This is a genomic window from Mesorhizobium sp. P2_C4 (genome assembly GCF_056404575.1).
Window position 1 is genome coordinate 164,803 of record NZ_JBFUDT010000003.1, and the last position, 24,013, is coordinate 188,815.

Annotated in this window: 19 protein-coding genes; 11 read left to right on the plus strand and 8 right to left on the minus strand. The window is 59.9% G+C overall.

Annotated elements, in window-relative coordinates:
- Window positions 1–123: 123 nt before the first annotated feature.
- Entirely contained in the window at window positions 124–1,440 is a 1,317-nt protein-coding gene (locus tag AC1DX6_RS13315; protein ID WP_477313996.1) for a polysaccharide biosynthesis/export family protein, read from the minus strand.
- 14 nt (window positions 1,441–1,454) lie between these two features.
- Window positions 1,455–2,327, minus strand: coding sequence for a glycosyltransferase family 2 protein (locus AC1DX6_RS13320; protein ID WP_477313998.1), 873 nt, complete (start codon window positions 2,325–2,327; stop codon window positions 1,455–1,457).
- Window positions 2,328–2,537: 210 nt separating this feature from the next.
- Between AC1DX6_RS13320 and AC1DX6_RS13325 the strand changes: the two genes are divergently transcribed.
- Entirely contained in the window at window positions 2,538–3,806 is a 1,269-nt protein-coding gene (locus AC1DX6_RS13325; RefSeq protein ID WP_477314000.1) for a glycosyltransferase, read from the plus strand.
- Here the strand turns inward: AC1DX6_RS13325 and AC1DX6_RS13330 are convergent.
- Window positions 3,799–4,989, minus strand: coding sequence for a glycosyltransferase family 4 protein (locus AC1DX6_RS13330; RefSeq protein WP_477314002.1), 1,191 nt, complete (start codon window positions 4,987–4,989; stop codon window positions 3,799–3,801). The two genes, AC1DX6_RS13325 and AC1DX6_RS13330, sit on opposite strands and share 8 nt — an antisense overlap.
- 136 nt (window positions 4,990–5,125) lie before the next feature.
- On the opposite strand from AC1DX6_RS13330, the gene AC1DX6_RS13335 reads away from it, so the two are divergent.
- Both AC1DX6_RS13335 and AC1DX6_RS13340 read left to right on the plus strand, forming a co-directional pair.
- Entirely contained in the window at window positions 5,126–6,403 is a 1,278-nt protein-coding gene (locus AC1DX6_RS13335; RefSeq protein WP_477314004.1) for a glycosyltransferase family 4 protein, read from the plus strand.
- A 164-nt stretch (window positions 6,404–6,567) separates the two neighbouring features.
- Entirely contained in the window at window positions 6,568–7,689 is a 1,122-nt protein-coding gene (locus tag AC1DX6_RS13340; RefSeq protein WP_477314006.1) for an acyltransferase family protein, read from the plus strand.
- Window positions 7,690–7,858: 169 nt separating this feature from the next.
- On the opposite strand, the gene AC1DX6_RS13345 is transcribed toward AC1DX6_RS13340, so the two are convergent.
- The gene (locus tag AC1DX6_RS13345) at window positions 7,859–8,827 is read right to left on the minus strand and encodes a phytanoyl-CoA dioxygenase family protein (protein WP_477314008.1); all 969 of its coding nucleotides are present in this window, start codon (window positions 8,825–8,827) and stop codon (window positions 7,859–7,861) included.
- 379 nt (window positions 8,828–9,206) lie between these two features.
- Here AC1DX6_RS13345 and AC1DX6_RS13350 point away from each other — a divergent pair, with 379 nt between their 5' ends.
- A complete protein-coding gene (locus tag AC1DX6_RS13350) occupies window positions 9,207–10,226 on the plus strand; it encodes a glycosyltransferase family 2 protein (protein WP_477314010.1) in 1,020 nt (339 codons plus the stop codon).
- Between the two features lie 124 nt (window positions 10,227–10,350).
- On the opposite strand, the gene AC1DX6_RS13355 is transcribed toward AC1DX6_RS13350, so the two are convergent.
- Both AC1DX6_RS13355 and AC1DX6_RS13360 read right to left on the minus strand, forming a co-directional pair.
- Entirely contained in the window at window positions 10,351–11,844 is a 1,494-nt protein-coding gene (locus AC1DX6_RS13355; protein WP_477314012.1) for a lipopolysaccharide biosynthesis protein, read from the minus strand.
- Entirely contained in the window at window positions 11,841–12,950 is a 1,110-nt protein-coding gene (locus tag AC1DX6_RS13360) for a hypothetical protein (RefSeq protein ID WP_477314014.1), read from the minus strand. The genes AC1DX6_RS13355 and AC1DX6_RS13360 overlap by 4 nt, the downstream gene beginning before the upstream one ends.
- Window positions 12,951–13,350: 400 nt before the next feature.
- Between AC1DX6_RS13360 and AC1DX6_RS13365 the strand changes: the two genes are divergently transcribed.
- Entirely contained in the window at window positions 13,351–14,436 is a 1,086-nt protein-coding gene (locus AC1DX6_RS13365) for an acyltransferase family protein (protein ID WP_477314016.1), read from the plus strand.
- A gap of 137 nt (window positions 14,437–14,573) precedes the next feature.
- The gene (locus AC1DX6_RS13370; protein ID WP_477314018.1) at window positions 14,574–16,007 is read left to right on the plus strand and encodes a DUF4214 domain-containing protein; all 1,434 of its coding nucleotides are present in this window, start codon (window positions 14,574–14,576) and stop codon (window positions 16,005–16,007) included.
- A gap of 226 nt (window positions 16,008–16,233) precedes the next feature.
- Here AC1DX6_RS13370 and AC1DX6_RS13375 read toward each other — a convergent pair whose 3' ends face one another.
- Window positions 16,234–17,436 (minus strand): acyltransferase family protein, encoded by a 1,203-nt coding sequence (locus AC1DX6_RS13375; protein WP_477314020.1) that lies wholly within the window; start codon window positions 17,434–17,436, stop codon window positions 16,234–16,236.
- A 453-nt stretch (window positions 17,437–17,889) separates the two neighbouring features.
- Here AC1DX6_RS13375 and AC1DX6_RS13380 point away from each other — a divergent pair, with 453 nt between their 5' ends.
- Together AC1DX6_RS13380 and AC1DX6_RS13385 are read left to right on the plus strand one after the other, a co-directional pair.
- The gene (locus AC1DX6_RS13380; RefSeq protein ID WP_477314021.1) at window positions 17,890–18,951 is read left to right on the plus strand and encodes an NAD-dependent epimerase/dehydratase family protein; all 1,062 of its coding nucleotides are present in this window, start codon (window positions 17,890–17,892) and stop codon (window positions 18,949–18,951) included.
- Window positions 18,952–18,955: 4 nt separating this feature from the next.
- Complete coding sequence (locus AC1DX6_RS13385) at window positions 18,956–20,272, plus strand: DUF4910 domain-containing protein (RefSeq protein ID WP_477314022.1); 1,317 nt, start codon at window positions 18,956–18,958, stop codon at window positions 20,270–20,272.
- Here AC1DX6_RS13385 and rfbC read toward each other — a convergent pair.
- Window positions 20,267–20,818, minus strand: a complete 552-nt coding sequence (gene rfbC, locus AC1DX6_RS13390; protein ID WP_477314023.1) for a dTDP-4-dehydrorhamnose 3,5-epimerase — start codon at window positions 20,816–20,818, stop codon at window positions 20,267–20,269. The genes AC1DX6_RS13385 and rfbC overlap by 6 nt on opposite strands.
- A 341-nt stretch (window positions 20,819–21,159) precedes the next feature.
- Between rfbC and AC1DX6_RS13395 the strand changes: the two genes are divergently transcribed.
- Genes AC1DX6_RS13395 through AC1DX6_RS13405 form a run of 3 tightly spaced genes read left to right on the plus strand, consistent with a single transcriptional unit; the run spans window position 21,160 to window position 23,917 of the window.
- Window positions 21,160–22,455 carry a methyltransferase domain-containing protein gene (locus AC1DX6_RS13395; protein WP_477315095.1) on the plus strand — a complete coding sequence of 432 codons (1,296 nt, stop codon included), beginning with the start codon at window positions 21,160–21,162 and terminating at the stop codon, window positions 22,453–22,455.
- Window positions 22,452–23,267 carry a sugar phosphate nucleotidyltransferase gene (locus AC1DX6_RS13400; protein ID WP_477314024.1) on the plus strand — a complete coding sequence of 272 codons (816 nt, stop codon included), beginning with the start codon at window positions 22,452–22,454 and terminating at the stop codon, window positions 23,265–23,267. The genes AC1DX6_RS13395 and AC1DX6_RS13400 overlap by 4 nt, the downstream gene beginning before the upstream one ends.
- Window positions 23,264–23,917 (plus strand): PIG-L deacetylase family protein, encoded by a 654-nt coding sequence (locus AC1DX6_RS13405; protein WP_477314025.1) that lies wholly within the window; start codon window positions 23,264–23,266, stop codon window positions 23,915–23,917. Before AC1DX6_RS13400 ends, AC1DX6_RS13405 begins: the two co-directional genes overlap by 4 nt.
- The last annotated feature ends 96 nt before the right edge of the window (window positions 23,918–24,013 follow it).

A 24,013-nucleotide genomic window follows, 5' to 3' on the forward strand; every position in this document is an offset into this window, starting at 1 on the left:
AGCCTTACGCCCTCGTGTTCTTCGTCCTTCCCCGCGGCTGCCAGCAGCCGTGGTTTCAGCGTCAGAAGCCCATGCCAACGGGCCGCCGCGAGCTGCCGCCCTGGTTGAACCATACGAGCTTGATCAGTTGGTACCCTGAACCGGAAGCGTCTCTGCCTGAATGCCGCCGCTTGTGCCGCTTACAGGGAAGGCGGCCAAGCCCGACTGCGGCGGAGGGATCTCGATCTTCACGGTATCGCCTGGCTCGATCGGCGTCGTTTCCTCAGCCGCGAGTTCTTCCGAGCCGCTGTCCGTCGTCCTCACGATCTTGAAGATCGGCTTGGCCCTTTCGGCGCGCTCCCTAAGGGCGAGCAGGGCAGGGGCGGTGACTTCGGTTTCGTGCAGCAACTGCACTGCGGTGTCGGCTTTGCTGGTAACTTCATTGAGCTGCAGCTGCGTCTCGCGCAAGGCCGCGGCGACTTCGTTGGCTTGGCTGTTGCCGAGGTTGAGGATCTCGATGTCGGTCTTGCTTATCTCCTGCCTGGCTTGCAAAAGCGAGGTCTCGGCAGCCAACCTGTCGCTCTGCATCTGTGCGACCGTCCCCTCCAGAGAAAGTTCCCGCGGTGCAACCGCCAGACCCTTCTGGACAAGGGTCGAAACACCTGCAAGTTCCTTCTGGATGAGTTCGATCTGCTTGTCGCGGAAGGTCAGCTGCTCCTCGAGCGAAGCCAGTTCCTTTTCCAGGAAATCCCTGAGTTCGTGGAGGGAACGGAGTTGCGTCGTCATCGCGTCCTTGCGGACGGCGAAGATCTTGCGCTCCTGCTCCATCGCCATCGCGACCGTCTCGTTCGAAGCCCTGTCTTTCAGGTCCGCAGGGAAAGCGATTTCGTCGCTGCCAGCGAGTTCGGATTCCAACCGCGCTTTGCGCGCGAGCAGATTGACGTTGCTCAGCGCCAACAAACCCACGTCGCCCTGGCCCGAGATGACTTCACGCTCGAGCCTCGACATGTCTTCTTCGTGTGTCCGCAGGCCGCCGGCGATACTTAGAGCCTGCAGCACCGTCAGGCCGGGCCTGTAGGGAAACTCGCCGGGCTGCGTGACGTAGCCGACTATGTAGAACGGCCTGTACTGGACGATCTCGACGGCGACATCCGGCTGGCGGCCGAGGCCCATGTTCTGCATCAGGCGGTCGCCGATCGCGCGGGAGAGGTCGCCGGGGGCGGTGCCCTGCGCGCGTATCTGACCGACAAATGGAAGGAAGAGCATGCCGTCGGCACCGACAACGAAACTGTCGTTGAGAGCCGTCCACTCGAAGATCACATCGCGTGAGGCGCGCCATTCGTAAACCTTGAGCCGGACCTTGTCCTGAGGTCCGAGGAGATACTCGGCAGCCACCGCCGGCAAGGCGCAGGCAGTTGCCGCCGCCAATGAAGCCGCCACCGTCACAAGCCATTTCCGCATTATCTTCCCCGCCGTCATATTTTCAGGATGTATTCGGGTTCGATCCGTCCCATGGCGACATGCAGGATCGCCAGCATGTTGCCCCTGAGCCTGCCTCTTCGGTCGACATAAGGCTCCGGCCGCAGGCTCTTTGCCAGGTTGGCCGCTATGTTCCTGAACATCAGGGACAGCGCGAAAGAGGCGGGAACTGTGCCTTTCCTGATCAGGTAGATCGGGTTGGCAACCTGGGAGTAGCCGAACCGCGTTCCGCTGGTGCGCGCCGACTTGATGCCGAGATGGACGCCCGTGATCGAGGTCACGCAGACCACACGACCTCTGCACCTCAGCTGGCTGGTGAAGTCGATGTCTTCCTGCCAGCCGTAGAGGACGAGGCGCTCGTCGAAACGTACATCGCCCACAATCGAGGAACGGACGGACATGTTGCAGCCGTAAGCTCCGACATGGTCGACCACCAGCGGTCCATGATATGTTTTGCCCTTGGCTTCGCGCAGGGCGGTTTCGGCATCTTCCCAGGTGAGGCCGGCATTCGTGGCCCCGTCTCTGACGACCCTTCCCATCACCACTGCCCATCCGTCATTTTCCGCAAAAGCTTTCTCGACCTGCTCCAGGTATTCGGCGGACGGAATGAAATCGTCGTCGAAGAATGTGATGACGTCGAAGCGCTGCAGGGAAGGCACGAGAGCCGTGTTCCGCTGGACGGACGATCCCTTTGGTCCGAAAACGAGCGACAACGGGAAAGGACAGCTTTCTGGCAACTCGACATGCGCAGCGTCGGGCGCCGACAAAATGACCTCGTCGGGAAGTCTCGTCTGGCCGCCCAGATACTCGATCAGGCGCGTGAGTTGTTCCCTGCGGCCGACAGTCGCGATGATCACTGCGAGTTTCATGCTCGATCCAGGTTTCGGTTGTCGCCGACGCTAGACCGACGAGAGCAGCAAAACAGCCTGCATAAAAGGGGACGGAATGAGCTTGCCTACCTCCTGACACCGGCTTTTGGAGTATTCCCATCGGACGACACACAGCCGGAAGTACTAGGCTGGCGCGCGCCCGGAGCAGCCTGTAGCCGATCGGACAACTTGCCGGGACGATGACGTGGAATGGAGACTGCCGGGTCTGCTGGTGCGAGGGGACCCATGCTCCACGAACGTTCTTCCGATCTGACGGTCGCGGCCAAGGTCGATGTGCCCATCGAGGAGTTGCCGGCCGCGCCGGAGCTTCGCGTCGACAGGTACGCGAAGATAGCGGTCGTTCACGACTGGTGCCCGAATTTCCGAGGCGGTGAACGGGTTCTGGCGCAAATCTGCAAGCAGTTCCCCAATGCAGAAGTGTTCACGCTTTTCGATTTCCTGCCGGCCGAGGTGAAGGAGCAATATTTCCGCGACGTGGAATTCCATACCTCCGCTGCCAACCGGATCCCGATGGTGCAGAAATTCTATCGGTCCCTCTTCTTCTTGTGCCCTTTCCTGATCGAGCAGTTCGACGTGACAGGCTACGATGCGGTGATCTCGTCTTCGGCCGCATTTTCGCGCGGCGTGATCACCAGGCCGGACCAACCGCATCTTTGCTACGTACACAGCCCGGTCCGCTACGCCTGGGACGAGCAGTTTTCCTATCTTGAGCAGGGTCACCTTGGCTTTGGCCCCAAGGGAATGCTCTACCGGTACATGCTCCATCGTCTGAGGACGTGGGACACGCGAACCGCGCACGGTCCGGACTTGATGCTGGCGAATTCGAACTATGTCCGCTCCCGTATCCAGCACATTTACGGGCGCGAGGCCCGCGTCGTTTTCCCGCCGGTTGCCCTCGCAGAACTGCCCTGTGTCGAGGACAAGCATGACTACTATGTCTCGGCATCTTTCCTCGCGCCGTACAAGCGCACCGACCTCGTCATCCGGGCCTTCAACGAGATGCCGTCGCGGCGGCTGGTCATCGTTGGCGAAGGGCAGCAATCAGCCACCCTGCGGGCGCTTGCCGGCCCGAATGTCACCTTCTCGGGTTATCTGCCCCGGCAAGACTATGTGAACACCCTGGCACGCGCAAAGGCGATGGTCTTTGCGGGCTGCGAGGATTTTGGCATAGCACTGGCCGAGGCGCAGGCCTGCGGAACGCCGCTGATCGCCTTCGGCCGCGGCGGAGCGGTCGACATTGTGCGACGCCTTGGGTCATCGCCCGAACCGACAGGGGTGTTGTTCAAGGCTCAAACCGTCGACCACCTCAAGGAGGCAGTCGAGCGGTTCGAAGAGAACCGCCATGCCATCGCGCCCCGCGCTTGCGCCAGGAATGCAGAACGTTTTTCCGAAGATAATTTCGACCGCGCCATCCTGGAATCGCTCGGGGCCGTCCAGGCACTGCACGAGATCATGTGAACTCTCGAGCCCTGACGACCTTCGTTTCCGTGTCGACGCCGTCTGCGGCCGCCATCGCCTTGAGATAGCGCAAGGCCGTCGCTCTCCAGCTGTATGCCGAGGCTCTCACCCGTCCCTTGCTTTTCATCTGCAGTCGCAGGGCGTCAGAATTGCGCAGCTGCATGAATCGGTCGAACCATGCCTCCGGGTCGTCGGGCGACGCAAACAACGCTGCGTTCGCGCAGACTTCAGGCAGGCTGGCTCGGTCGGAAGCCACCACTGGGCAGCCGACCGCCATCGCCTCGAGGGCGGGGAGGCCGAAGCCCTCCGTGAGCGAGGGGAAAGCCAGGCATAATGAGTCCCCGAGGAGCGCAGCCAACTCGCCATCGGAAATGCGGCCAAGCCACTGGATGTTTTGGGCTTTTGCACTGGTTGGTCCTGACTTGAAAACGCGCGAATCCGACATGCCGACAATCGCAATCCTGAGCCCGGCTTCGGCAAGGCGGTCAGCCATGTCCAGGATAAGCCCTACATTCTTGTGGGGTGCGGTACTGCCGATCATGACGATGGTTTCCCGCGAGGCCGCCATTCGTGTCCTGACCGAGTGTTCAGGCGTCCATCGCGAGGCATGCTCATGGCCGTTCTGGGCTACGAAAGCCCGTTGCGCGCGGATGACGCCGCGGTGGACCAGTTCGCCCAGCGAGTAGTCGGAAACCGTCGAAACACGCCACGCCGTCTTGCCGAGACATGGCAGCAACGTTTTGTAGAAGCTCCTGAAGGCACGCGAATAGCTTTGCGGCGCATTCCAGACATTTGCATCATGGATGCAGACGATATGCTTTCGGGAAAGCAGTGGTCCCGTGTTGCAGAGGCTGAGCAGTCCGCCTCCGTCGAGCGACAAAGGGAGTTGCGTCTGCTCCCAGATATGGCCGCTCGTGCGGCCGATCTCGCGGCGCTCGATGAAAGCCAGGGGGATCTTATCGGAGCCGGGGGGACAGTGCAGTCCGAGTTCGAGGCCCCGAGCGAGGGGATCCTGTTCCGCCATCAAGGCGTCGAGCGAGCGGACGACCTCGCGCGCGTAACGCTGGACGCCTGTTGTCGGCTGGGAAAGAAAACGCCCGTTGATTGTCCAGCGCCGTGCCATCGCGTCCCCTTTTGTGGCCTTCAGTGTGGGGCTGCGAAGACGCCGGGTCACCATGGCCATCGGGTCATCCGGTTAACCGGGAAGCATCCGGATAGGCGAGGTCCGGCATTGTGCCTACCTCAAACGTCTGAGGACCTTAGTGCCCCCGGGAATGCTAGTCTCGCTCAGGGCGCCGAAAGGACCGGGGAAGGTGGACATGGGCAAGCTCGAGTTCGGCACGACGCAGGCGCCACCGCCAAGACCGGCCGGACGGTTGAATGGCCACCACGCCGAGACACCACTGGCGAGATCGCCTGCCAACGCTGCCCATTCCGCGATCGGGCATTCCGCCTGGGCGTGGGCGGACCGGGATGCGCCAAGACGACGCTGGACGATAAACGGAGACTTCACGACGCTTCGGCCGACCGGAGTTGCCCGCTATGCCCGCGAGGTGACAATGGCCCTCGATGCCCTCCTTTCGGAAGGGCATCCGCTCGGTCGCGACCTTGAGATCGATCTCGTGGTGCCGCGCCCGCTTTCGGAACCTTTCCGTCTCGATGCCATCCCCGTCCGGGTCGTTCCTGAATTCAGCAGGCCGCGACTGCCGCAATTCTGGGTGCAGGCGCAGTTGCCCTGGCACGTGCCGGGAGGATTGCTGAGCTTCTGCAACCTCGCTCCCGTCGCGCTGCGGCGCCAGATCGCATGCATCCACGACATGCACACCAGGCTAATGCCGTCGAGCTACGGGTTCGGTTTCCGCTGGGCGCATCGCCTGATCCTGCCGGCGCTCGGCAGGCGGGCTGCCCGTATCACCACCGTCTCGCAACTCTCGCGCAACCATCTGATAGATTTCGGCATCGCGCCGGACGAAAACATCGTCGTCACCTACAACGGCAGCGACCATGCGAAGAGATGGGATGCAACGAGATCGTCGCTGGCCGTCGACCGCGGCAGGCCGTATGTCCTCTGTCTCGGAAGGCGGGATCAGGAATACAAGAACATGGGGCTTCTCGCCAGGCTGGCCCCGCTTCTCGACGAGATGGGCCTCGATCTCTGGATGCCGGGCGATGTCGACGAGACCACGGTCCTGCGCTATGTCCCGGAAATGCCCGGCAACATCGTCCTGCTTGGCCGCATAGGGGACGACGACTTCAAGAAGGCGCTCGAAGGCGCTTTGTGCTTCCTGTTTCCGTCACGCATCGAGGGTTTTGGGTTACCCGCTGTCGAAGCGATGGCATCTGGTTGCCCGGTCGTGGCCTCGACCTCGCCATGCCTTCCTGAAATCTGCGGGGATTCGGCTCTCTATGCCGATCCAGACGACGTCCAGTCGTGGGCCGAGGCTGTCCGCCTGCTGATGCTCGCCCAAGACTTGCGGCAGCGATTGATCACCAAGGGGCACGCGAGGGCGAGCAGCTATTCCTGGCGTTGGATCGCGTGGAAATACCTCGAACTCATGGTTCATGTCGACGCCGATTTCGGGGAGTTCCGCGATTGACCGGCTGCCCGGCCCGCAGCAAGAAGAGCCGCGGCGGGTCAAAGCCCATATGCCTCAAACTGAGTAGTGATGCGCCATTTGGGTCAGTTCTCCGGTCCGCTCGGCACTGGTAAACTGGTCAGGGGGACCACTGGGCACTTGTATCGGCTTCCTTGGGTGGGGCGATGGTCTTCTCAACGATCGGCACGGGCAGCTTCGCATCGATAACGTCCAGGGTAACCGCGGAATACCAGCCGGCTGCCCGGACTGCTCAGGCCAGGAGGTTCTGGAACAATCCTCAGCTTCTGAGATTGGTATCCGCCTACGCCATCGCCTACATCCACATGGCTGGAGTGGTAAGCGCCGCCCACATTGATCCGGCTGTCCTGGCCGTTTTCCGTTTCGGAACGGATCTGTTCATGGTTCTGGCGGGTTTTCTCACCGCGCACGTGCTCGGCAACAATGGCAAGTCGGCCGGCGCCTATTTGCGAACGAGGCTCATTCGAATCGTGCCCTTGTATTGGATCTTCACGGTTCTCGCATTCCTTGTCGAAAACTACGCGATGAAAAGCCATCCGAAGTCCTTGTATGAGCTTTTCATGTCGCTCGCCTTCGTCCCCTCCGGACCCTATCCGATCCTGTACCCGACCTGGACACTGCTGGTAATCGTCGAATTCAGCCTGATCATCGCGGCTTTCCAACTCATCAGCGTGAAGAACGGGATCTTTTATTCCGCCGCCTTCGCAGTTCTTCTGGCGGCCGCAGGCCAGACGTTGAACATCGAGAACCCCATTTTTAGATTTTACACCAACCCCATCCTGATCGACTTCGCCCTCGGCATCATCATCTACAGGCTCGCCAATAGCGGGTCGATCCCAGTCAAACTGCCGCAGCGCGGGGCCGTTACCCTTGCGGCGGCGGCAGTCGCCATCGGAGCCATAGCTGCGATCTTGCGACCTTTCTGTTGGCCGTCACTGCCCCGTCTCCTCGCGCTCGGCGTGCCGATGTCGCTGCTGTTGCTGGGGGTTGTCGCTCTTGAGCAGCTCGGCGTCTACAGCGACTCCAAGCTCTTGAACTTTCTCGCCAAATGCACCTACGCGATCTACCTGACCCACTGGTTCGTGGATATCGTATCCGAGAAGCTCGTTACCGAAAGCGGAAATTCGGCGGGGCTCGCCACGGTGCTGTTGTTCGCGACGCCCGTGGCCTTAACCTGCGTTTCAGTGCTGGTTTATCTTTATGCGGAGGTGCCGCTGACCCGATATCTTTCCAATCGGTTCCCCGGCCAGAGCCGTAGCCTTGCCTGAGCTCGGTGCCCGCCTGGAGTGATTGCCACGGAGCGCCCTCGCGCGGCTACGCCATCAGCGGTCCAGCGCAGACGATCTCGTGGGCGTAGTGGTGCACTCAGGTCATCGGGTGCGTGACAAGACGCCCGTTGCCATGTCGCGGCAGTCAGTCGGCCGATCGCGCACGCCTCTATTGGGCCGCAACAAGGCGGTCGCCGAACCGGAGCACCTTGTCGGCCGTTTCGGTGCCGTCATCGTAGAGCTTGACGACTTCCTCTGGCAGGAGCCGGTTGACGTCGGCCGCGCAGATGTAGTCTCGCATGGTGGTTCCCGTGCTGCGGGAATCCACGTTGGCGGCACCGCGGCGGGCGACCACGTCATCGAGATGCACCGTCCTGAAGTCGATGCTGTACCTCGCGACGCTGGTTGTGTTCGGAACGGTTTCGTGCAGCTGCGCGCCGGAGAAGGCGATGATGCCGCCGGGCGGCGGCAGGTAGCGGAGCGATCGTTCGTTCAATTCCTGCTGTGGCTTCGGCTGCTCCCTGGCGTCGCTCTTGACGTGCTTGGCGGCGTCGGCGCGGTTCTTGGTGTTCCATTCGTAGTAATTATAGATTTCGGAATTGTTCTTCACCGGGGTATCGAAGTAGCCGGGATAGAAGCCCATCGCGTTTTCCGGATCGAGCGAATAGATCGGAATCCACCAGTTGATCTGGCACATCGGAGCCGAATACCAGGTGTCGCGATGCGGATGGAAAGCGTAGGCGATCCCTGACGACAGGAAATGGGACGGATATGCCGACCTCATCCTCGGTACGTCAAAATAGAGGTTTTCAAGGTCCATCCCCCGCTCCTGCATGATAAGGGAGATCAGCCTCTTGCATTCCGGGTGGTGGATGAAGGCGGGTTTGGTCTTGCCAAGAATCGAGGCGACGTGCTCCGCCGTCAAGTGCTCGTGAACCGCTCGCGGGTCATGCGGTGCGAACGCCGCTTCCAGCATCTCCCTGGCGAGGCCGATCAAGGCCTCGGTATTCGGTGTCGCCGAGAAGACAAAAATGTCTCCCGAGTAAAGCCTCCGGCGACGCTGTTCGTCGTCGTGGTTCGAGTCAATGAACAAAGCTGCCATGGAAATATCCCCCGGAAACGGCTGCCGCAAATGCACGCGCCGGCTTCTAAAACTAACCTGCCGACCGCCGCCGGCGACAGCGCCTCATTCGGAGTAGGGAGCCAGTTGAGGCATGGCATTTTGTCTTAGCGACCTCGTGGCCAAAAGTAGCATCCCGTAAGCCTATCAGCCGAGGCATCAGACCTATTGCGGGCATCGCCGGGGACGCCACCGACGCCGTCCTTTTTTGGGCACTGCTAACCCTTTTGGCCGATTGCCATCCCATAGCCTTTTAGACGGCATGACCTTCCAGCCGAACTGTTAGAGGATCGCTTTGGGGACCTAAGCCTTTGTCTTCGGCCATGGTTTGGCGCCGTTCCGGGGTCACATCAGTTTGGATCGACAACAAGGCGCTACACAAGAGGAACCTGTGCTGATGTCCAGCATCAATGTAGTCATACCTTGCTACAACGCCGGTCGGTTCCTCGCGCAATGTGTACACAGTGTACTTTCGCAAGATTTCGATGATCTCCGGATCGTTGTAATCGACAATGCGTCAACGGACGACAGCGTGGAGGTGGCACGCCGACTTGCTGCAGAGGACAGCCGGATTGAAGTCGTGTGCCACGCCAGGAACCTGGGACCAGTTGCGTCCTACAATGAAGGCGTGGACCTGGCGCGCGGAGACTACTTCATGCTTTTGTGCGCCGACGATCTGTTGACGGACGGCTCGCTCCGACGCGCGGTTGAGGTCCTCGATAGCAATCCCAGCGCTGTCTTAACCATCGGGCCCAAGCTCGACATGGTTGAGGGGGAAAACTTCGTCGAGCCCAGTCAGTCAGATCGATGGCGGGTAACGGAAGGAGCGCGGTTTATCGACGACTGCTGCCGCCATCTAGGCAATTCCATTGCCCTGGGGGCGGTGCTGGTCAGGATGGCTGCGCAAAAGACGGCGGGTCACTACCGCGCGTCACTTCCCCACGCAAACGACCTGGAGCTGGTGCTTCGTCTGGCCCAGTTGGGCTCGGTCGTGGAATTCGAGGGCGCTCTCGGTATCAATCGTGTGCATCCGGCACAGATAACGGCCGTCCAATTTTCAGACAAACTAACCCAGTTGAAGCAACGACAGGCCGTATTTGACAGCTTCTTCTCGCGGGAAGGCGCTGCCATGCCGGGGGCAAGCCGATTGCATCGCATAGCCCTCCACAAGATTGCCGACGTTGCCTATTGGCAGGCTGTCTTGAATCTGTTGCGGGGAAAGACTGCCTTTGGTGTCGAGCTGCTCAGATATTGCTTTTCGTTGACACCCGCATCGAGGCTGTTTCCGCCGCTGGGACATTTCTATCGATCGAAGGGATCCTTCAAACGAGCGCTGTTGGTGCTTTCAGGCCGGGGCCTGGGGGGGCAACATCGGGGTGGCAAGCAGGATGTAGCGTTCAACCGTCCTCGTCAGTAGCGCGCAAGCAGCCCGATGGGCTGCATTCCCCAAGCATATCCAACCCGAGGGTACTCGGCTCCTGAGGAAATGCCAACGGAACAGCCGAAATTTCTCGCAGCCACCGGTCGATGTGTTTGCTGTATCAGGCGCTGGCCCGTTGCCGGCGCCGGAAGCTCAGCAACACATCCTGGAACAGGTTCAGCTGTCCGAACACGAACAGTAAGACGAACCCGTAGATGCCACTCAGAACCACCCCTCCCGCCAGCAGCCGCACAAGGGAAGGAACCTCTGGGCCGAGATAGTGTTGCAGCGCCAGCGCGCCGGCCGAGGCCACCATGCCCGACATCCACGGCCTCACGATCACCCGCAGCAGATCCCCGACTGAAACCGGCGTGCCATGCAGGCTCCAGGCCAGGTGCGGATAGAGCCAGAGCATCAGCGCCGTCGAGTAGCTGAGGGCCACGCCCTCGGGGCCAAAGGAAATCCCGATGCAGTAGGAAACGATGACGAGAGGGGCGATGGCAAAGGCTATGTACAGGCTGCGCTTCTGCTTGCCGGTCGCGATGAGCAGCCAATATGTGGGATTGATGATTCCGAACACCAGGATGGTAGGGGCGAGCAGCCGAAAAATAGTGGCCGACTCCGTCCATTGCGGGCCCAGAATTACGGTGACGATGTCATGTGCGAACACACATGAGAACATTGTAATGGGTACCGTTACCGCAATGACGATCGAATACCCCTTGAGATAGAAGTTCCGCAACCGCGCGGGATCGTCCTGCATTCGCGACAAGGCGGAAAACAGCACCGCTCCGACGGCGCCGTTGATGGTCGCCGTGGGGATGCCGATCAGCTGAAAAGCCCGGGTATACAGTCCAAGCGGCCCGGCGCCCCAGAACCGCCCGAGAAGGACTTTCTCGGCGTTGTAGCCGATATAAACGACCAGGTTGTTCAGCGTGACGGTTCCACCGAAATGCAAGAGCGAGCGGATGTTGGCGCCGCGCCGGGGCGGTCCAGGAATCCAGCCGGTGGCGATCCAGAAGCCGAGGCTGTTGATTGCCGGTGAGATAAGTGTTGGGGCGATCAGTGCCCAATATCCAAAGCCATGCAACGCAAGCAGCACTCCAACCACGACGCCTACACACAGGGCGCTGGTATCGATTGCGCTCAGCGTGACATAACGCAGATTGCGCTCCAGCAGTGCGGCATGCTGAACCCCGGCGGCATTGAGCAGGAACCCTGGAGCGATCGCGAAGGCGATCCAGAGCAGGCGTGGCTCATGATAAAACGTGGAGATGAGGTAGGCGCTCCCGGCGCACAGCAGCGTGAGGAGGATACCTACCAGTATGTTGACCCAGAAAAGCGCAGAGACCTGCTCGATCGAAATCTCATGCTTTTGGATGGTCGCGGAGGAAAGCCCGGCGGTGGTAAAGGCATCGAAAATGCCTGTGAGCGCCACCACCATCGCAACCAGACCAAAATCGTTGGGGCTGAGCAGGCGTGCCAGTATGGCAATGTAGCCTACCTTGAGTATCAGGTTCGCGGCCTGGTTCGCCATTCTGGCGACGCCACTTTGAACGGCTTCGCTCTTAAGGCTGCCGGCCTCGCGTTTCGCAACCAGGGGCTCGTTGTTCATGTGCCGCTGACGGCATGCGCGCGTGTCTCAGCTTGAGCGGCCGGCGCATGCCTTCTCTGATCAATCATCTCGCCAGGCACCCGTTCCAGCCAAATTTCTCGCCACCAGGGATACACGGCTCTCGGGCAGTGCATCCTGCAATCGCTATAACGTGAATTGCAGCAGACTTTATCCAGGATGACGGCCGGACCCCTGAGACTGTTGATTAGTCCGGTCTTTTCATTGACGAACGTTGTTACGCGCGACCTGACTTTGAAGGTGTGACCACAATAAGGGACCATCTCCGCGTCGAAATACAGACCACGGTTCTTATTGTCGGTGTCCAGGGTTTTGAGGATTTCTTCATAGGACCTGACCCTGATCAGCTCGCCGGGCTGAAGATCAAGCTTGATCGTTGGAGCCGGCTGGCCGGTGGGTATTGATCCCCGATATCGCGGGAATGGAACGCCTCCGTAGAGGCGTTGCACCCTGTCATAAACCCGGCTGACGCCCACTGACAGCCTGGTGAGGCCCAAACGGCGCGTGTAGTGATAGCAACTGAATACCGCCACATAAACGAACCCCACGAAGAGGCGCCATCCGCCGGCATTTCCCGATGAATAGTCTTCCAGGTACTGCCGAACATCCCACCAGGGAAGGGGGGTGGTCGCCTCCAGAAGTTCCGTGGCCTGGCATGAGTATCTCGGGCCACCCGAAATCGGCTGGCTCTTGGCGCGGGTGCCAGCCAGTACATCGCTTTCTGTGCAACCCTTGCCATTGGCCATCGTGGCCCGCAGTGGGATAGGCTCGTTCGAGGACGCCGAGTCCACAGGCTTGAGCCATGCCTCCTTCCAGAAAACCAGACACGCCGCCTGACAGCCTCCAAACGCGCTGCCGTCGCACCTCAGGTTTTCAAGGTGGATGCCGTCGGATAGTTTGCGTCCGCCAGCAAAGTTGATCGTGTCACATGTCTTGTGCGCGCGCTTGTAGACACGAAAGCGGCGACCGCAATATTGAAACATCTGCGGCATGAACGGAAGCTTCTCAAGCCGACCATCTCTGTCGAGCGTACGAAGGATTTCTTCCTTCGACCGAACCTCCACCCAGTCGCCGGCCCTCAGTGACATGCAGCACTCCCGTTCACAGCGCGTTCCGCAACCAAAGCCATTTGCCTGGTGCCAAACCATACCATCCCCGGATTCCGACTGCCGGCCCCGAATTAGCGGTAGCGACCCACCACCTTTGACTGAGTGCATCTCGCCGTCATTTTGGGCTCAAGCAGGAGCGCACTGACTACGGAAAGCGGTTCTGTGCGAAGATGCCGGATCGCTGGTGCGGAGCGGTTTTCCGACTATGCGCAATAACCTGGAGTGTGCTCAGCAGCATGCCTCGGTATTGGCGGAAGACCTTCCAAAGGGAAGACAGGGTATCCATCGGACGTAGGATGCCCTCCCCGGAGGGATGCGTTGTGTTACCGCAGGACGCACCTAGGCTCTGAAACCTTGTTCTGACACGGCGGGAAATCCGATGAGCGGGCAAAACCGCGAGCTGTATGGACTTCAAATTCTCCGCGCCATTGCGGCCTCAGCTGTAATAGTCCGCCACACTCTTGAGATGTCCGATGGATCGGAAGCCGGACGCTTCAGTCCTCACTGGATAGCAACTTCCGGCGGTGCAGGGGTCGATCTGTTCTTCGTGATTAGCGGCTTCATTATGGTCTATGTGAGCTTTCCGCCTGGTCGGCTCCCGGAAACACCGAAGGACTTCATTATCAAGCGAGCAACGCGCATATTCCCATTGTACTGGATATGCAGTGCAGCCATTGTTGCAATATCCGTAGTCGGTTTCTTGCGAAACAAACAAATAGACTCGTATACGGTAATAAATTCAGTTCTATTGTTGCCTGGAGATAAGTTGGTCTACGTCGCCTGGACGCTTTCGTACGAGATATATTTCTATCTGGTTTTTTCGGTGTGCCTCATGTTTGGGAGGATGGCGCCAACATCGGTCGGGGCGATCGTTCTGATGATACTTGGGATTGCTTTTGGGGGAGGAATTGAGAATCCGACATTTGCTAGTTTCGTCTCCAGCCCTCTCGTTCTGGAGTTTTGTTTCGGTATCCTCTTGGCCTTGTTCTTTTCAAGCGGCGGAAAAAGGAAAATCTCACCAACTCTCAGTATTCTCGGGTTTCTTGCCATAGTGGTGTCTTCGATCGTGGTAACGCGTCCCGATTTGTCCGACACTTTCCGGGTCATCGTGTGGGGCCTTCCGGCCACTTTGATCGTGGCGGCTTTCCTCAAAGTCGGGCGGCCGCAATCGAGAGCGGGGCGAGCAGCTGTGCTGCTAGGCGATTCATCCTACGCGATCTACCTGACCCACATCTTCGTTATGATGGCATATGGCTTGGCAATTAAGTCGACCTTTGTCGGGGGAATGTCACAAGCCGTCTTCGCTCCCGGCGTCATTTTCATATGCCTTGTTGTCGGTGTGCTGGCGCACCTACTCGTGGAAAAGCCACTTCTACAATTCATTTGGAAGGTCACGAAGCATCAGAAAAGGCAGCCGCCGCTGGAGTCTGGCAGTTTGACGGGAGGATTCCCGCGACGGCCATGACGATGCGGTCTCCGATCAGGGTACCTCCGAATGGGGTACTAGGGGAACTCGATTCACCCGTATGGTGAAATTGCTTCCTACAACCTCAGTCCCGACTATCCACGCTGAATTTTCGGTCGGCCAGGGAGACTCTTGCCATGTCCTTTCGTTTCGCAGCTGCTGCAGCCTGCCTGCTGGCGACAGCGGCGCCGGCTTCCGCCGATTTCCTCTGGGGCGTCAACGGCCATCCGATAGCTGCCTATATGGGCGTCCCGATCGAAAGGCAGCTCGATTTCATTCGGGATCTCGGCTTGAAATCGTACCGGGTCAACGTCACCGGCGAGGACAATGCAGATAGCCTTGCCCAGCTTGTCGACGCCGGAAAGGCGAGGGGGATCGAGATCCTGCCAGTCATCACCCCGGCTGCCATCGATCTGGACAAGAACAGCCCGGACGAGCTTTACGGGAAAACCAGGAAACTGGCGGTGACCCTCGGCACCAGATTCAAGAAAGACATCCGTGTTTGGGAACTCGGCAACGAGATGGAGAACTATGCCATCATCAAGCCCTGTGAGAAACGCGATGACGGCTCGCAGTATCCATGTGGATGGGGGCCGGCAGGAGGGACGGGAACGCTCGACTACTACGGCCCGCGCTGGGCGAAGGTGAGCGCCGTCCTGAAAGGCCTGTCCGACGGCATGACAGAGGTCGACCCAGGGATCAGGAAGGCGTTGGGCACCGCCGGATGGGGCCACACTGGTGCGTTCGCGCGAATGAAGCACGACGGGATCGCCTGGGACATCTCGGTCTGGCACATGTATGGCGAAGATCCAGAATGGGCTTTTCGTGAAATTTCGGGCTACGGCAAACCGATCTGGGTCACCGAATTCAACAATCCCGGCGGAAGTGAGCGCAGCGAGCAGCAGCAGGCCGATGGTATCAAGCAGGCAATGACACGGCTGGGCGAGCTCAAGGGGAAGTACAAGGTCGAGGCTGCATACATCTACGAACTGCTCGACGAGACCTACTGGGCCCCGGGTTACGAAGCCAATATGGGGTTGGTGAGGCTCGTGCCTGCCCCCGATGGCAAATGGCAGACCGGCGAACCGAAGCCTGCCTACAAGACGGTGCGGGACTTCACCCGCGGCCCCCTGCCGATCATCAAGCCGCATCGGGACTGCGACACCGAGACTACGGCGGCAAACGAGTCCGTGCCGGTGCGGCAGGCAAGTTTCGTCTACTGCCTCATCCTAGGCCACAAGGGCGACGAGGCCGGCGTAAATCAGTGGTCGGCAGCACTTGAAGGCGGAGAGACCAAACTCACCGACATGATCATGGAAATGCTGCGCTCGGACGAGTTCGAAGCCAGATATGCCATGATCGGCCTGACCGATCGCGCCTATGTCGGGTTTTTGTATCTGCTGCTTCTGAACCGTCCCGCTGACAGCTACGGGCTTGACACCTATGTCCATCAGTTGCGTGCGGGCGCAATGACGCGTGAGGCCGTGGCCTTCGGAATCGTCACTTCGGCGGAGTTCAAATCCGTACACGCCGCCATCCGCGAGACACCCGCTGTCGCTACTCCCGGGTGAAATGGAACCGATGGGCGCCCTTCGCTCTCGAGGGTCGGGAAAAGCTGATGAAGAGGCCGATGGAAGCGTCGCAACACGGCGCCGGCTCGCGGAAGACAATCCTCACCACCCGAAAGGTGCAGTTGGCGAGAGGGCTTCATCCAACGGGGCACCCTGATCGCCTATTGGTGTTTCTCCCCACTACTTGAGCCCAGTTGCCCCTTGGCATTGGGGGTCTTGTACTCGATCAGACCAAAGTAGTGCCCTTAGAGGACGGCAGCGGATCCGTGCGGAACTGCGGCGCATGCTCGCGGCGGCGGGTGAAGCGGCTTTCGAAATAGCGGAACGAAAGCTCGGCGGCGGTCAATGTCAGCGTATAGGAGGCGAGGAAGCCAATGATTTTCCATCCGATGGACCAATTTTCCGGCGGCAGCTGGAAAATTGCCGACATGAGAAGGGTGGAGACCAGTATCGCGAGCGGATGGTAGACATAAGCGCCGTAGGAGATTTCTCCGATGCGCTGCAGCAGGCGCGGCCTGAGCAGCCAATCGATCAACGGGTCTTTGGCAGCTGCCAGCGCAACCAAACCTCCGGCGGCGGCCGCCATGGCGGTATAGAGGAAGACCTGGCGATACTGACCCCAGAGGATGCCGGATAGAACGTTTCGGAACATGTCCAGGCCTCGATCGCCCGCCGCATAGTTCAGGCCGATATAGACAGAAGCATAGATCGCAAGCGTGGCGCCGCCTGCAACGGCAAGCGGGCGTGCGATTCTGCCGAGGACCCCCCTTTGGTTTGCCAAGGCCAGCAGCGCGCCCGTCGCGAACGAATCGGTGTGCAGGAAAGAACCCGAATAGATTGCGTAGGCGCTGGCTTCGCCGTCCCATCCAAGATGGGCCACCAGGAAAGAAGCCGCCAGGCGCAGGACAGGGGAAGCGAGAAGCGCGACCAGCAAGAGAAGAACCACCGTGCGGCGGGACACCAGGAACCAAAGCAACCCATAGACGGCATAAAACTGCATCTCGATTGAAATCGTCCACAAATGCCCTACTGGCCACGATGGAAGCTCGCCGCGTCCGAGGACCATGGCGACATTGTTGATGAAGCCCAGCAGCGATCCCACGGCAACCATATCTGTGCCGGCTCCGGTGGCGAGGCAAACCAGCACGCCCAAGCCGATATAGGCATAGTAGACCGGTACGATCCGGAGGGCTCGGCGGCGGAAAAATCTTGCCAGACCCCGTCTTGCCGGCAAGTCAGACTGTCGGCCGATCATCGCAAGGGTCACGACGTAACCAGAGATGACGAAAAACAACCAGACCCCGGTCCATCCGAAGGGGAGGAGGCCGTTGTGCTGGGCCACCACGGCCGTCATTGCGAAACATCTTAGCGTGTCGATTGATCCGACGCGGTTGCAGCCGTGTTGAAGCCCTGGGGAACGCGAGACCATCGATGTTCCTCTGCTGCGAAGTTCCTTCGCGGGAATTCGCCCGGCTCAGCGATCGTTCCGAAAGGATCAACTCCGAGCTTATTTTTCGCACACGGGCGGCACGATTTCTCTTCAGTCTTTCGATTTAAAAGGACACGCGGCTGCTCGCTGGACAGCCGAAAGAAGTAAGACTCCGAATGTTGCCCCGGCAGTCGCAAGTCATATCGGCATCGGAGGTATTTTCCCTCTCTGACCAGGAAGAGCCGACGAATAGGCCGATGGAGCCATCACGATGCGGCGGACGGCGCTCTGAAGAAAACCCTCCGAAAGGATTAGGCGCGCAGCACCCGAAAGGTGCAGCTGGTGGCAGGGCTTCGTCCAACGGGGCACCCTGATCGCCTATTGGTGTTCTCCCTCACTGTACTCAGCACAACTAGCCTCTGCGCGATCATTCCGCTTGAGAAGAGGTGTGCAATGAAAGTCATGGTGACCGGCCATCAAGGCTATATCGGCTCGGTGATGGTGCCGATGCTGCTCAGCGCGGGGCACTCGGTGACGGGTTACGACAGCGATCTCTACCGGCGCTGTACCTTTGCTTCGGGCGGAGAGCAGGCTAACGTTCCGTCCATCCAAAAGGACGTCAGGGATGTGGATGCGCGCGACCTCGAAGGGTTCGATGCCGTCATCCACCTGGCGGCTCTTTCCAACGATCCGCTGTCCGATCTGGATCCGGGCATCACCTACGAGATCAACCACAGGGGCACCGTCCGTTTCGCGAAGGCGGCCAAGGAGGCCGGCGTCTCGCGCTTCCTGCTTGCGTCATCGTGCAGCAACTACGGACAGGCGGGCGACGGAATGGTCGACGAAACGGCCGTGCTGAACCCGGTTACGGCCTATGGCTGGTCCAAGGTGCTTTCGGAACGGGATATTTCAGAACTGGCCGACAGCAGCTTCTCTCCCATCTATTTCCGACCCGCCACGGCCTACGGTCTGTCGCCCCGGCTCCGCTTCGACATCGTGCTGAACAATCTGGTTGCGTGGTCCGTCACCAAGGGCATGATCCTGCTGAAGTCCGACGGGACACCATGGCGGCCGATCGTCCACATCGAGGACATTTCAAGGGCGTTCATCGCCGGCCTGGAGGCGCCGCGCGAGATCATCCACAACGAAGCCTTCAATGTGGGACGGACGGACCACAACTACAGGATCCGCGACATAGCCGAGATTGTCGCCAAGGTCGTGCCGGGCTGCCGGCTTGAGTTCGCGTCGGATGCTGGTCCCGACAAGCGGTCCTATCGCGTCAGCTTCGACAAGATCGCGCGCTCTCTTCCTGCCTTCAAGCCGCAATGGGATGCGCGCAGGGGCGCCGAGCAGCTTTACCAGGCCTACAGCAAGTCGAATGTCACTCTCGAGGAATTCGAGGGGCCGCGCTTCCAGCGCATCGGTCACATCCGCTACCTTTTGGCCAGCGGACTTCTCGACGCGCGGATGCGGGTCACCGAACCTTCGCGAACGCTGGAGGCAGCGGCAGGGTAACCAGATGGAGCACGTGAACCCCGACGGGCTTGGCCCGCCGTCTTCCACCGGCGTCGGCCAGGAAATCTATGCCTTGGCCGAACGTCTCTTTCCGATTTGCAGGAGCATCACCGGAGACGGTGTGCGACGAACGCTGGATATCCTGTCTAGGGACGTTGACCTGGAACGGCATGAGGTGCCCACCGGGACGCAGCTGTTCGACTGGACTGTTCCACAGGAGTGGAACATCCGCTCGGCGAGCATTACGGGCCCGGACGGGCAAACGGTGGTAGACTTTGCCGACTCCAACCTGCACGTCGTCAACTACAGCTTGCCCCTCAAGGGGATACTGCCGCTCGACGAATTGAAGTCACATATCCATACCTTGCCCGAACAGCCGCAAATGATCCCCTATCGCACCTGCTACTACGCCCCGACATGGGGTTTCTGCATGGCCCATGACCTCGTGGCCAAGTTGCCCGACGGTCTCTACCGTGTGGAGATCGATGCCGAACTCAAAGACGGCAGCCTCACTTACGGCGAATACCTGCACCGCGGGCAGACAGAGCGGGAATTCCTCCTCTCGGCACACATTTGCCATCCGTCGCTGGCCAATGACAATTGTTCAGGTCTGGCCCTGCTGGCGACCCTTGCGCGAAGCCTGAAGGCAAGGAAAACACGATACAGCTACCGCTTCCTGTTCGCTCCGGGCACGATCGGCGCGCTCGCGTGGCTGTCCCGCAACGAGGACCGGACACATTTCATCGACCACGGTCTGGTTGTGTCATGCGTGGGCGATGCAGGACGCCCGGCATACAAGCGCAGCCGCCGCGGCGACGCCTTCATCGACCGCGCCATGGCCCATGTGCTCGGGCGTGAAGCCGAGGCAAAGCTGATGGATTTCTCCCCATACGGCTATGACGAGAGGCAATATTGTTCGCCGGGTTTCAATCTTCCGGTCGGCATGTTCCAGCGGAGCGTCCACGGCACATTTCCCGAATACCACACGTCTGCCGACAATCTCGACTTCATCGGGCCGGAGCACTTGGAGGATTCCTTCCGCATCCTGATGGACGTGATCGACATCGTCGAAGGGGACTGGACGCCGTTGAACCTTTTTCCCAAGGGCGAACCACAACTCGGCAGGCGCGGCCTCTACGCCGCGCTGGGAGGGCAGAAGTCTTCGGGCGCCACCTCGATGTCCCTGCTCTGGGTGTTGAATCTCGCCGACGGGCAGCATTCGCTTCTGGCGATGGCGGAACGCTCGGGCCTGCCATTCGGGGAACTGGCCGCCGCCGCGAAATTGCTGTCGGATCATGGTCTCCTGGCCGCGGCTTTATAAGACGCCAGCGGCAGTCCGCTGCTTGAGCAGCGGCCACGTCATGTCCCTTTCCGACATCGCCGTCGGCATCAAAGGCCAGCCTATCGAAAAGGCAGGGTCGTTGTAGCGGACACCCGTCGACGCGTGAGGCGTATAGAACTGCGATATGAGGTATGAGACCTCGGCATCATCCGTCAGGGTCTGGAGCCCGTGGGCGAACCCTGCAGGGATGTAGACCTGTTTCATGTTTTCGGGCGTCAGCTCGAAGGCCAGCCAGTTGTGGCGTGTCGGCGAGTCCAGGCGCAGGTCAACGACAACATCGAAAATCGCGCCGCGGACACAGGAGACGACCTTCACCTCGGTGTACGGTTCCTCCTGATAATGCAGCCCCCGAAGGGTTCCCTTTTTGACCGAATGTGCCCGGCTGTGCTGGACAAAGCGCGTCGCCAGGCCGCAGTCGGCCATCTCCTTTTCGCAGAAGAGACGGGTGAACGAGCCGCGGTCGTCAATTACCGGCGTCGGCTCGATCAGCCAGACACCTTTCAGCTCCGTTTCGGTAAACTGCATGTCGCCCTAAACCCCAGTGGCCGGCAGTCCGATTGTCGACACCGCGTGCCCGGGCTGGAAGAGCTACCTAAGCCTTAGGTGGCTTCTCCGATCGCGGTATGCCGGGGCCGGCGGCACTACCCGTTCGGTGGTCTCGGCGGCGCCATTGCATCTGCCGTTTCCCTATAAGGATTAAGGCGCCCAACGGATTGGCAAATCGAACCCATGGGCGCTGCGTCCTAACCTGCGTCGAAAAAGAAGCACTCTCCAAAGAAGGTCTCTCTACGGAGGCGCGGAGGGCACAGGTTCATCGTCAAGCCCCCGCGTTTCCGTCTTTCACACCATCGCGCCAGGAGTACCGAATGAACATTGAGGCTGTCGAAATCGTTCGCGACCACAACACGACACGCCGGAATGTTGGTTGCAGGCTCTGCGGATCGCGCCTGCGTCACACTCTGGTCGACCTTGGCATGTCGCCTCCTTGCGAGAGCTTCCTGCAAGCCGAACAGCTTGACCAGATGGAACTCTATTTTCCGCTCAACGTCCTGGTCTGCGAGAGCTGTTACCTGGTGCAGCTCAAGGAGTATTTGAGCCCTGAGACCATTTTCAGCGAATACGCCTACTTCTCTTCATTTTCGACAAGCTGGGTGGCCCACTCGAAAGCCTATTGCGAAGCGATCACGAAGCGACTTGGACTTGGCGCCCACAGCTTTGCAGTGGAACTGGCAAGCAATGACGGTTACCTGCTGCAGCACTTCCTGCCACTCGGCGTTCCCGTACTTGGCGTCGAGCCGGCCGCCAACGTTGCGCGCGCGGCGGTCGAGAAGGGCGTGCCCACCCGGGTCGACTTCTTCGGGGTGCGCCTGGCACGTCAGATGGTGGCCGAAGGACTAAGCGCCGATCTGATCATTGGCAACAACGTCCTGGCGCAGGTGCCCGACCTCAACGACTTCGTCGCCGGAATGAAAATCTTGCTCAAACCAGAGGGCGTCGTCACCCTTGAGTTCCCGCACATCGAGCGGCTGATGGCCGAGAACCAGTTCGACACCATCTACCATGAGCACTTTTCATATTTCTCACTGCTGACGATCGACCTGATGGCGGCCCGCCACGGGCTGCGGCTGATCGACGTCGAGGAACTGCCCACCCACGGCGGCTCGCTGCGTGTCTATCTCGCCCACGAGGGCAGCAGCAGGGCCACTCACGACCATATCGCTGAACTCCTTGATCGCGAAAAGCGGCATGGGCTTACGGAAATGACGACCTACACCTCGTTCGCCTACAAGGCGCAGCGCGCGAAGCGCGATCTTCTCGCGTTCCTGGTCTCGGCCAAAAACGAGGGCAAAAGGATTTGCGGTTATGGCGCGCCTGGCAAGGGCAACACGCTGCTCAACTACTGCGCCATCGGCACCGACTTCCTCGACTTCACGGTGGACCGCAATCCCTACAAGCACGGTCGCTTCACACCGGGCATGCACATCCCGATCAAGCCCATCGACGCGATCGACCAGGCCAAGCCGGACTACATCCTGATCCTTCCGTGGAACCTGAAGGACGAGATCATCAAGCAGATGCACCATGTCGCCGCCTGGAACGCGAAATTCGTGGTGCCAATTCCGTTCGTAACCGTGATTGATCCATCGGAGCTACACAGATGAAAGTCGTTCTTTTCTGCGGCGGCCGCGGCACCCGGATTCGCGATTATTCCGAAAGCATACCGAAGCCGATGATTCCGCTCGGCCCCCAGCCGATCCTGCGCCACGTCATGCAGTGGTATAGCGACTACGGGCATGACGAATTCGTGCTGTGCATGGGCTACAAGGCCAACATCATCAAGGATTTCTTCCTGAATACCCGGCCGCAGACCTTTTCCGATTGCGTGGTCACGCACGGAGGGGAGGACGTGAAGCTGCTCGGCGACACGGTCAAGGACTGGAGCATCACCCTGCTCGACACCGGCATCTGGCGCAACATCGGCGAGCGCCTGTGGGCCGCGCAAAACCACGTCAGGAACGAGAAGATGTTCCTGGCCAATTATTCCGACGGCCTGACCGATGTCGACCTCGACGATATGATCAGGAAATTCGAGGCCAGTGGCAAGATCGGCTGCTTCCTCGCCGTGCACGCGCCACTGACATACCACCTGGCCGACATCGCGGAAGATGGCCGCGTACGCGAGTTCCGTGCGGCGCAGACATCGGAGATCTGGATCAATGGCGGCTACTTCATTTTCCGCCCCGAGATCTTCGACTACATGCGTGACGGCGAGGAACTCGTTGTCGAACCCTTCAAGCGGCTGATCGATGACAACATGCTGATGGCATACAAGCACGAAGGGTTCTGGCGTTCGATGGACACGTTGCGCGATTGGCAATCGCTCGAAGACATGGTCGAAAAAGGCGACATGCCCTGGAACATGAGGGTCACCGCCGAGAAGAACAGGCGCAGCGTCGTGTTGGCCGCATCATGATGGGCCTTGGCCTCGCACGTCGCGGGGAGGAACTCTCAATCCTTTGCCTTGGAGCCCATTCCGACGACATCGAGATCGGCGCCGGAGGCACGATACTCGGCCTGATCGCATCGGGGGTCAAACTGAACGTCTACTGGTGCGTGCTGAGCGCAGGCGGCCTGCGCTCAGCGGAAGCCAGGAGGTCGGCCGAGGCCTTTCTCGAAAGATCGCGCTCGTCGACGGTCGATGTCGCGGATTTCGAAGACAGCTACTTCCCCGCCCATAGCCGATCGATAAAGCAATGGCTGATCGAGGTAAGATCACGGGTTGATCCCGACGTGGTGTTTACCCACGCCAGGTTCGACGCCCATCAGGACCACCGGGAGGTCAACCAACTGACCTGGAACGTGTTCCGCGATCATCTGGTGCTCGAATACGAGATACCGAAATGGGATGGCGACCTTTGCCAGCCCAATGCCTATGTGCCGCTCACGGCCGCCGTGCTGGAACGCAAGATCGAACTCCTCCACGAGCACTTCGGGACGCAGCGCTCCAAGGACTGGTTCGACCGCGAGACATTCGCCGGGCTTGCGAGATTGCGCGGGATGGAATGCCGGGCACCCGAGCATTTTGCCGAGGCGTTCACACTCCGGAAGGCCAAAATTCTTTAGCAGTTTTTCGCAAATTCCCCCGCGAAAAAACTAACGGTGGATCAACGAACAAATCGCGTGAAGAGCCATTGAACTTGCCGGGCGATCTGCTAACAA

What these genes read in the sequence shown, in the direction of transcription:
- AC1DX6_RS13385 (WP_477314022.1), top strand. Translation starts at nt 18,956, where the DNA reads ATGGAGCACGTGAACCCCGACGGGCTTGGCCCGCCGTCTTCCACCGGC.
- AC1DX6_RS13400 (WP_477314024.1), top strand. Translation starts at nt 22,452, where the DNA reads ATGAAAGTCGTTCTTTTCTGCGGCGGCCGCGGCACCCGGATTCGCGAT.
- rfbC (WP_477314023.1), bottom strand. Translation starts at nt 20,818, where the DNA reads ATGCAGTTTACCGAAACGGAGCTGAAAGGTGTCTGGCTGATCGAGCCG.
- AC1DX6_RS13405 (WP_477314025.1), top strand. Translation starts at nt 23,264, where the DNA reads ATGATGGGCCTTGGCCTCGCACGTCGCGGGGAGGAACTCTCAATCCTT.
- AC1DX6_RS13315 (WP_477313996.1), bottom strand. Translation starts at nt 1,440, where the DNA reads ATGCGGAAATGGCTTGTGACGGTGGCGGCTTCATTGGCGGCGGCAACT.
- AC1DX6_RS13330 (WP_477314002.1), bottom strand. Translation starts at nt 4,989, where the DNA reads ATGGCCATGGTGACCCGGCGTCTTCGCAGCCCCACACTGAAGGCCACA.
- AC1DX6_RS13325 (WP_477314000.1), top strand. Translation starts at nt 2,538, where the DNA reads ATGGAGACTGCCGGGTCTGCTGGTGCGAGGGGACCCATGCTCCACGAA.
- AC1DX6_RS13350 (WP_477314010.1), top strand. Translation starts at nt 9,207, where the DNA reads ATGTCCAGCATCAATGTAGTCATACCTTGCTACAACGCCGGTCGGTTC.
- AC1DX6_RS13370 (WP_477314018.1), top strand. Translation starts at nt 14,574, where the DNA reads ATGTCCTTTCGTTTCGCAGCTGCTGCAGCCTGCCTGCTGGCGACAGCG.
- AC1DX6_RS13335 (WP_477314004.1), top strand. Translation starts at nt 5,126, where the DNA reads ATGGGCAAGCTCGAGTTCGGCACGACGCAGGCGCCACCGCCAAGACCG.
- AC1DX6_RS13355 (WP_477314012.1), bottom strand. Translation starts at nt 11,844, where the DNA reads ATGAACAACGAGCCCCTGGTTGCGAAACGCGAGGCCGGCAGCCTTAAG.
- AC1DX6_RS13375 (WP_477314020.1), bottom strand. Translation starts at nt 17,436, where the DNA reads ATGGTCTCGCGTTCCCCAGGGCTTCAACACGGCTGCAACCGCGTCGGA.
- AC1DX6_RS13380 (WP_477314021.1), top strand. Translation starts at nt 17,890, where the DNA reads ATGAAAGTCATGGTGACCGGCCATCAAGGCTATATCGGCTCGGTGATG.
- AC1DX6_RS13320 (WP_477313998.1), bottom strand. Translation starts at nt 2,327, where the DNA reads ATGAAACTCGCAGTGATCATCGCGACTGTCGGCCGCAGGGAACAACTC.
- AC1DX6_RS13360 (WP_477314014.1), bottom strand. Translation starts at nt 12,950, where the DNA reads ATGTCACTGAGGGCCGGCGACTGGGTGGAGGTTCGGTCGAAGGAAGAA.
- AC1DX6_RS13365 (WP_477314016.1), top strand. Translation starts at nt 13,351, where the DNA reads ATGAGCGGGCAAAACCGCGAGCTGTATGGACTTCAAATTCTCCGCGCC.
- AC1DX6_RS13340 (WP_477314006.1), top strand. Translation starts at nt 6,568, where the DNA reads ATGGTCTTCTCAACGATCGGCACGGGCAGCTTCGCATCGATAACGTCC.
- AC1DX6_RS13395 (WP_477315095.1), top strand. Translation starts at nt 21,160, where the DNA reads ATGAACATTGAGGCTGTCGAAATCGTTCGCGACCACAACACGACACGC.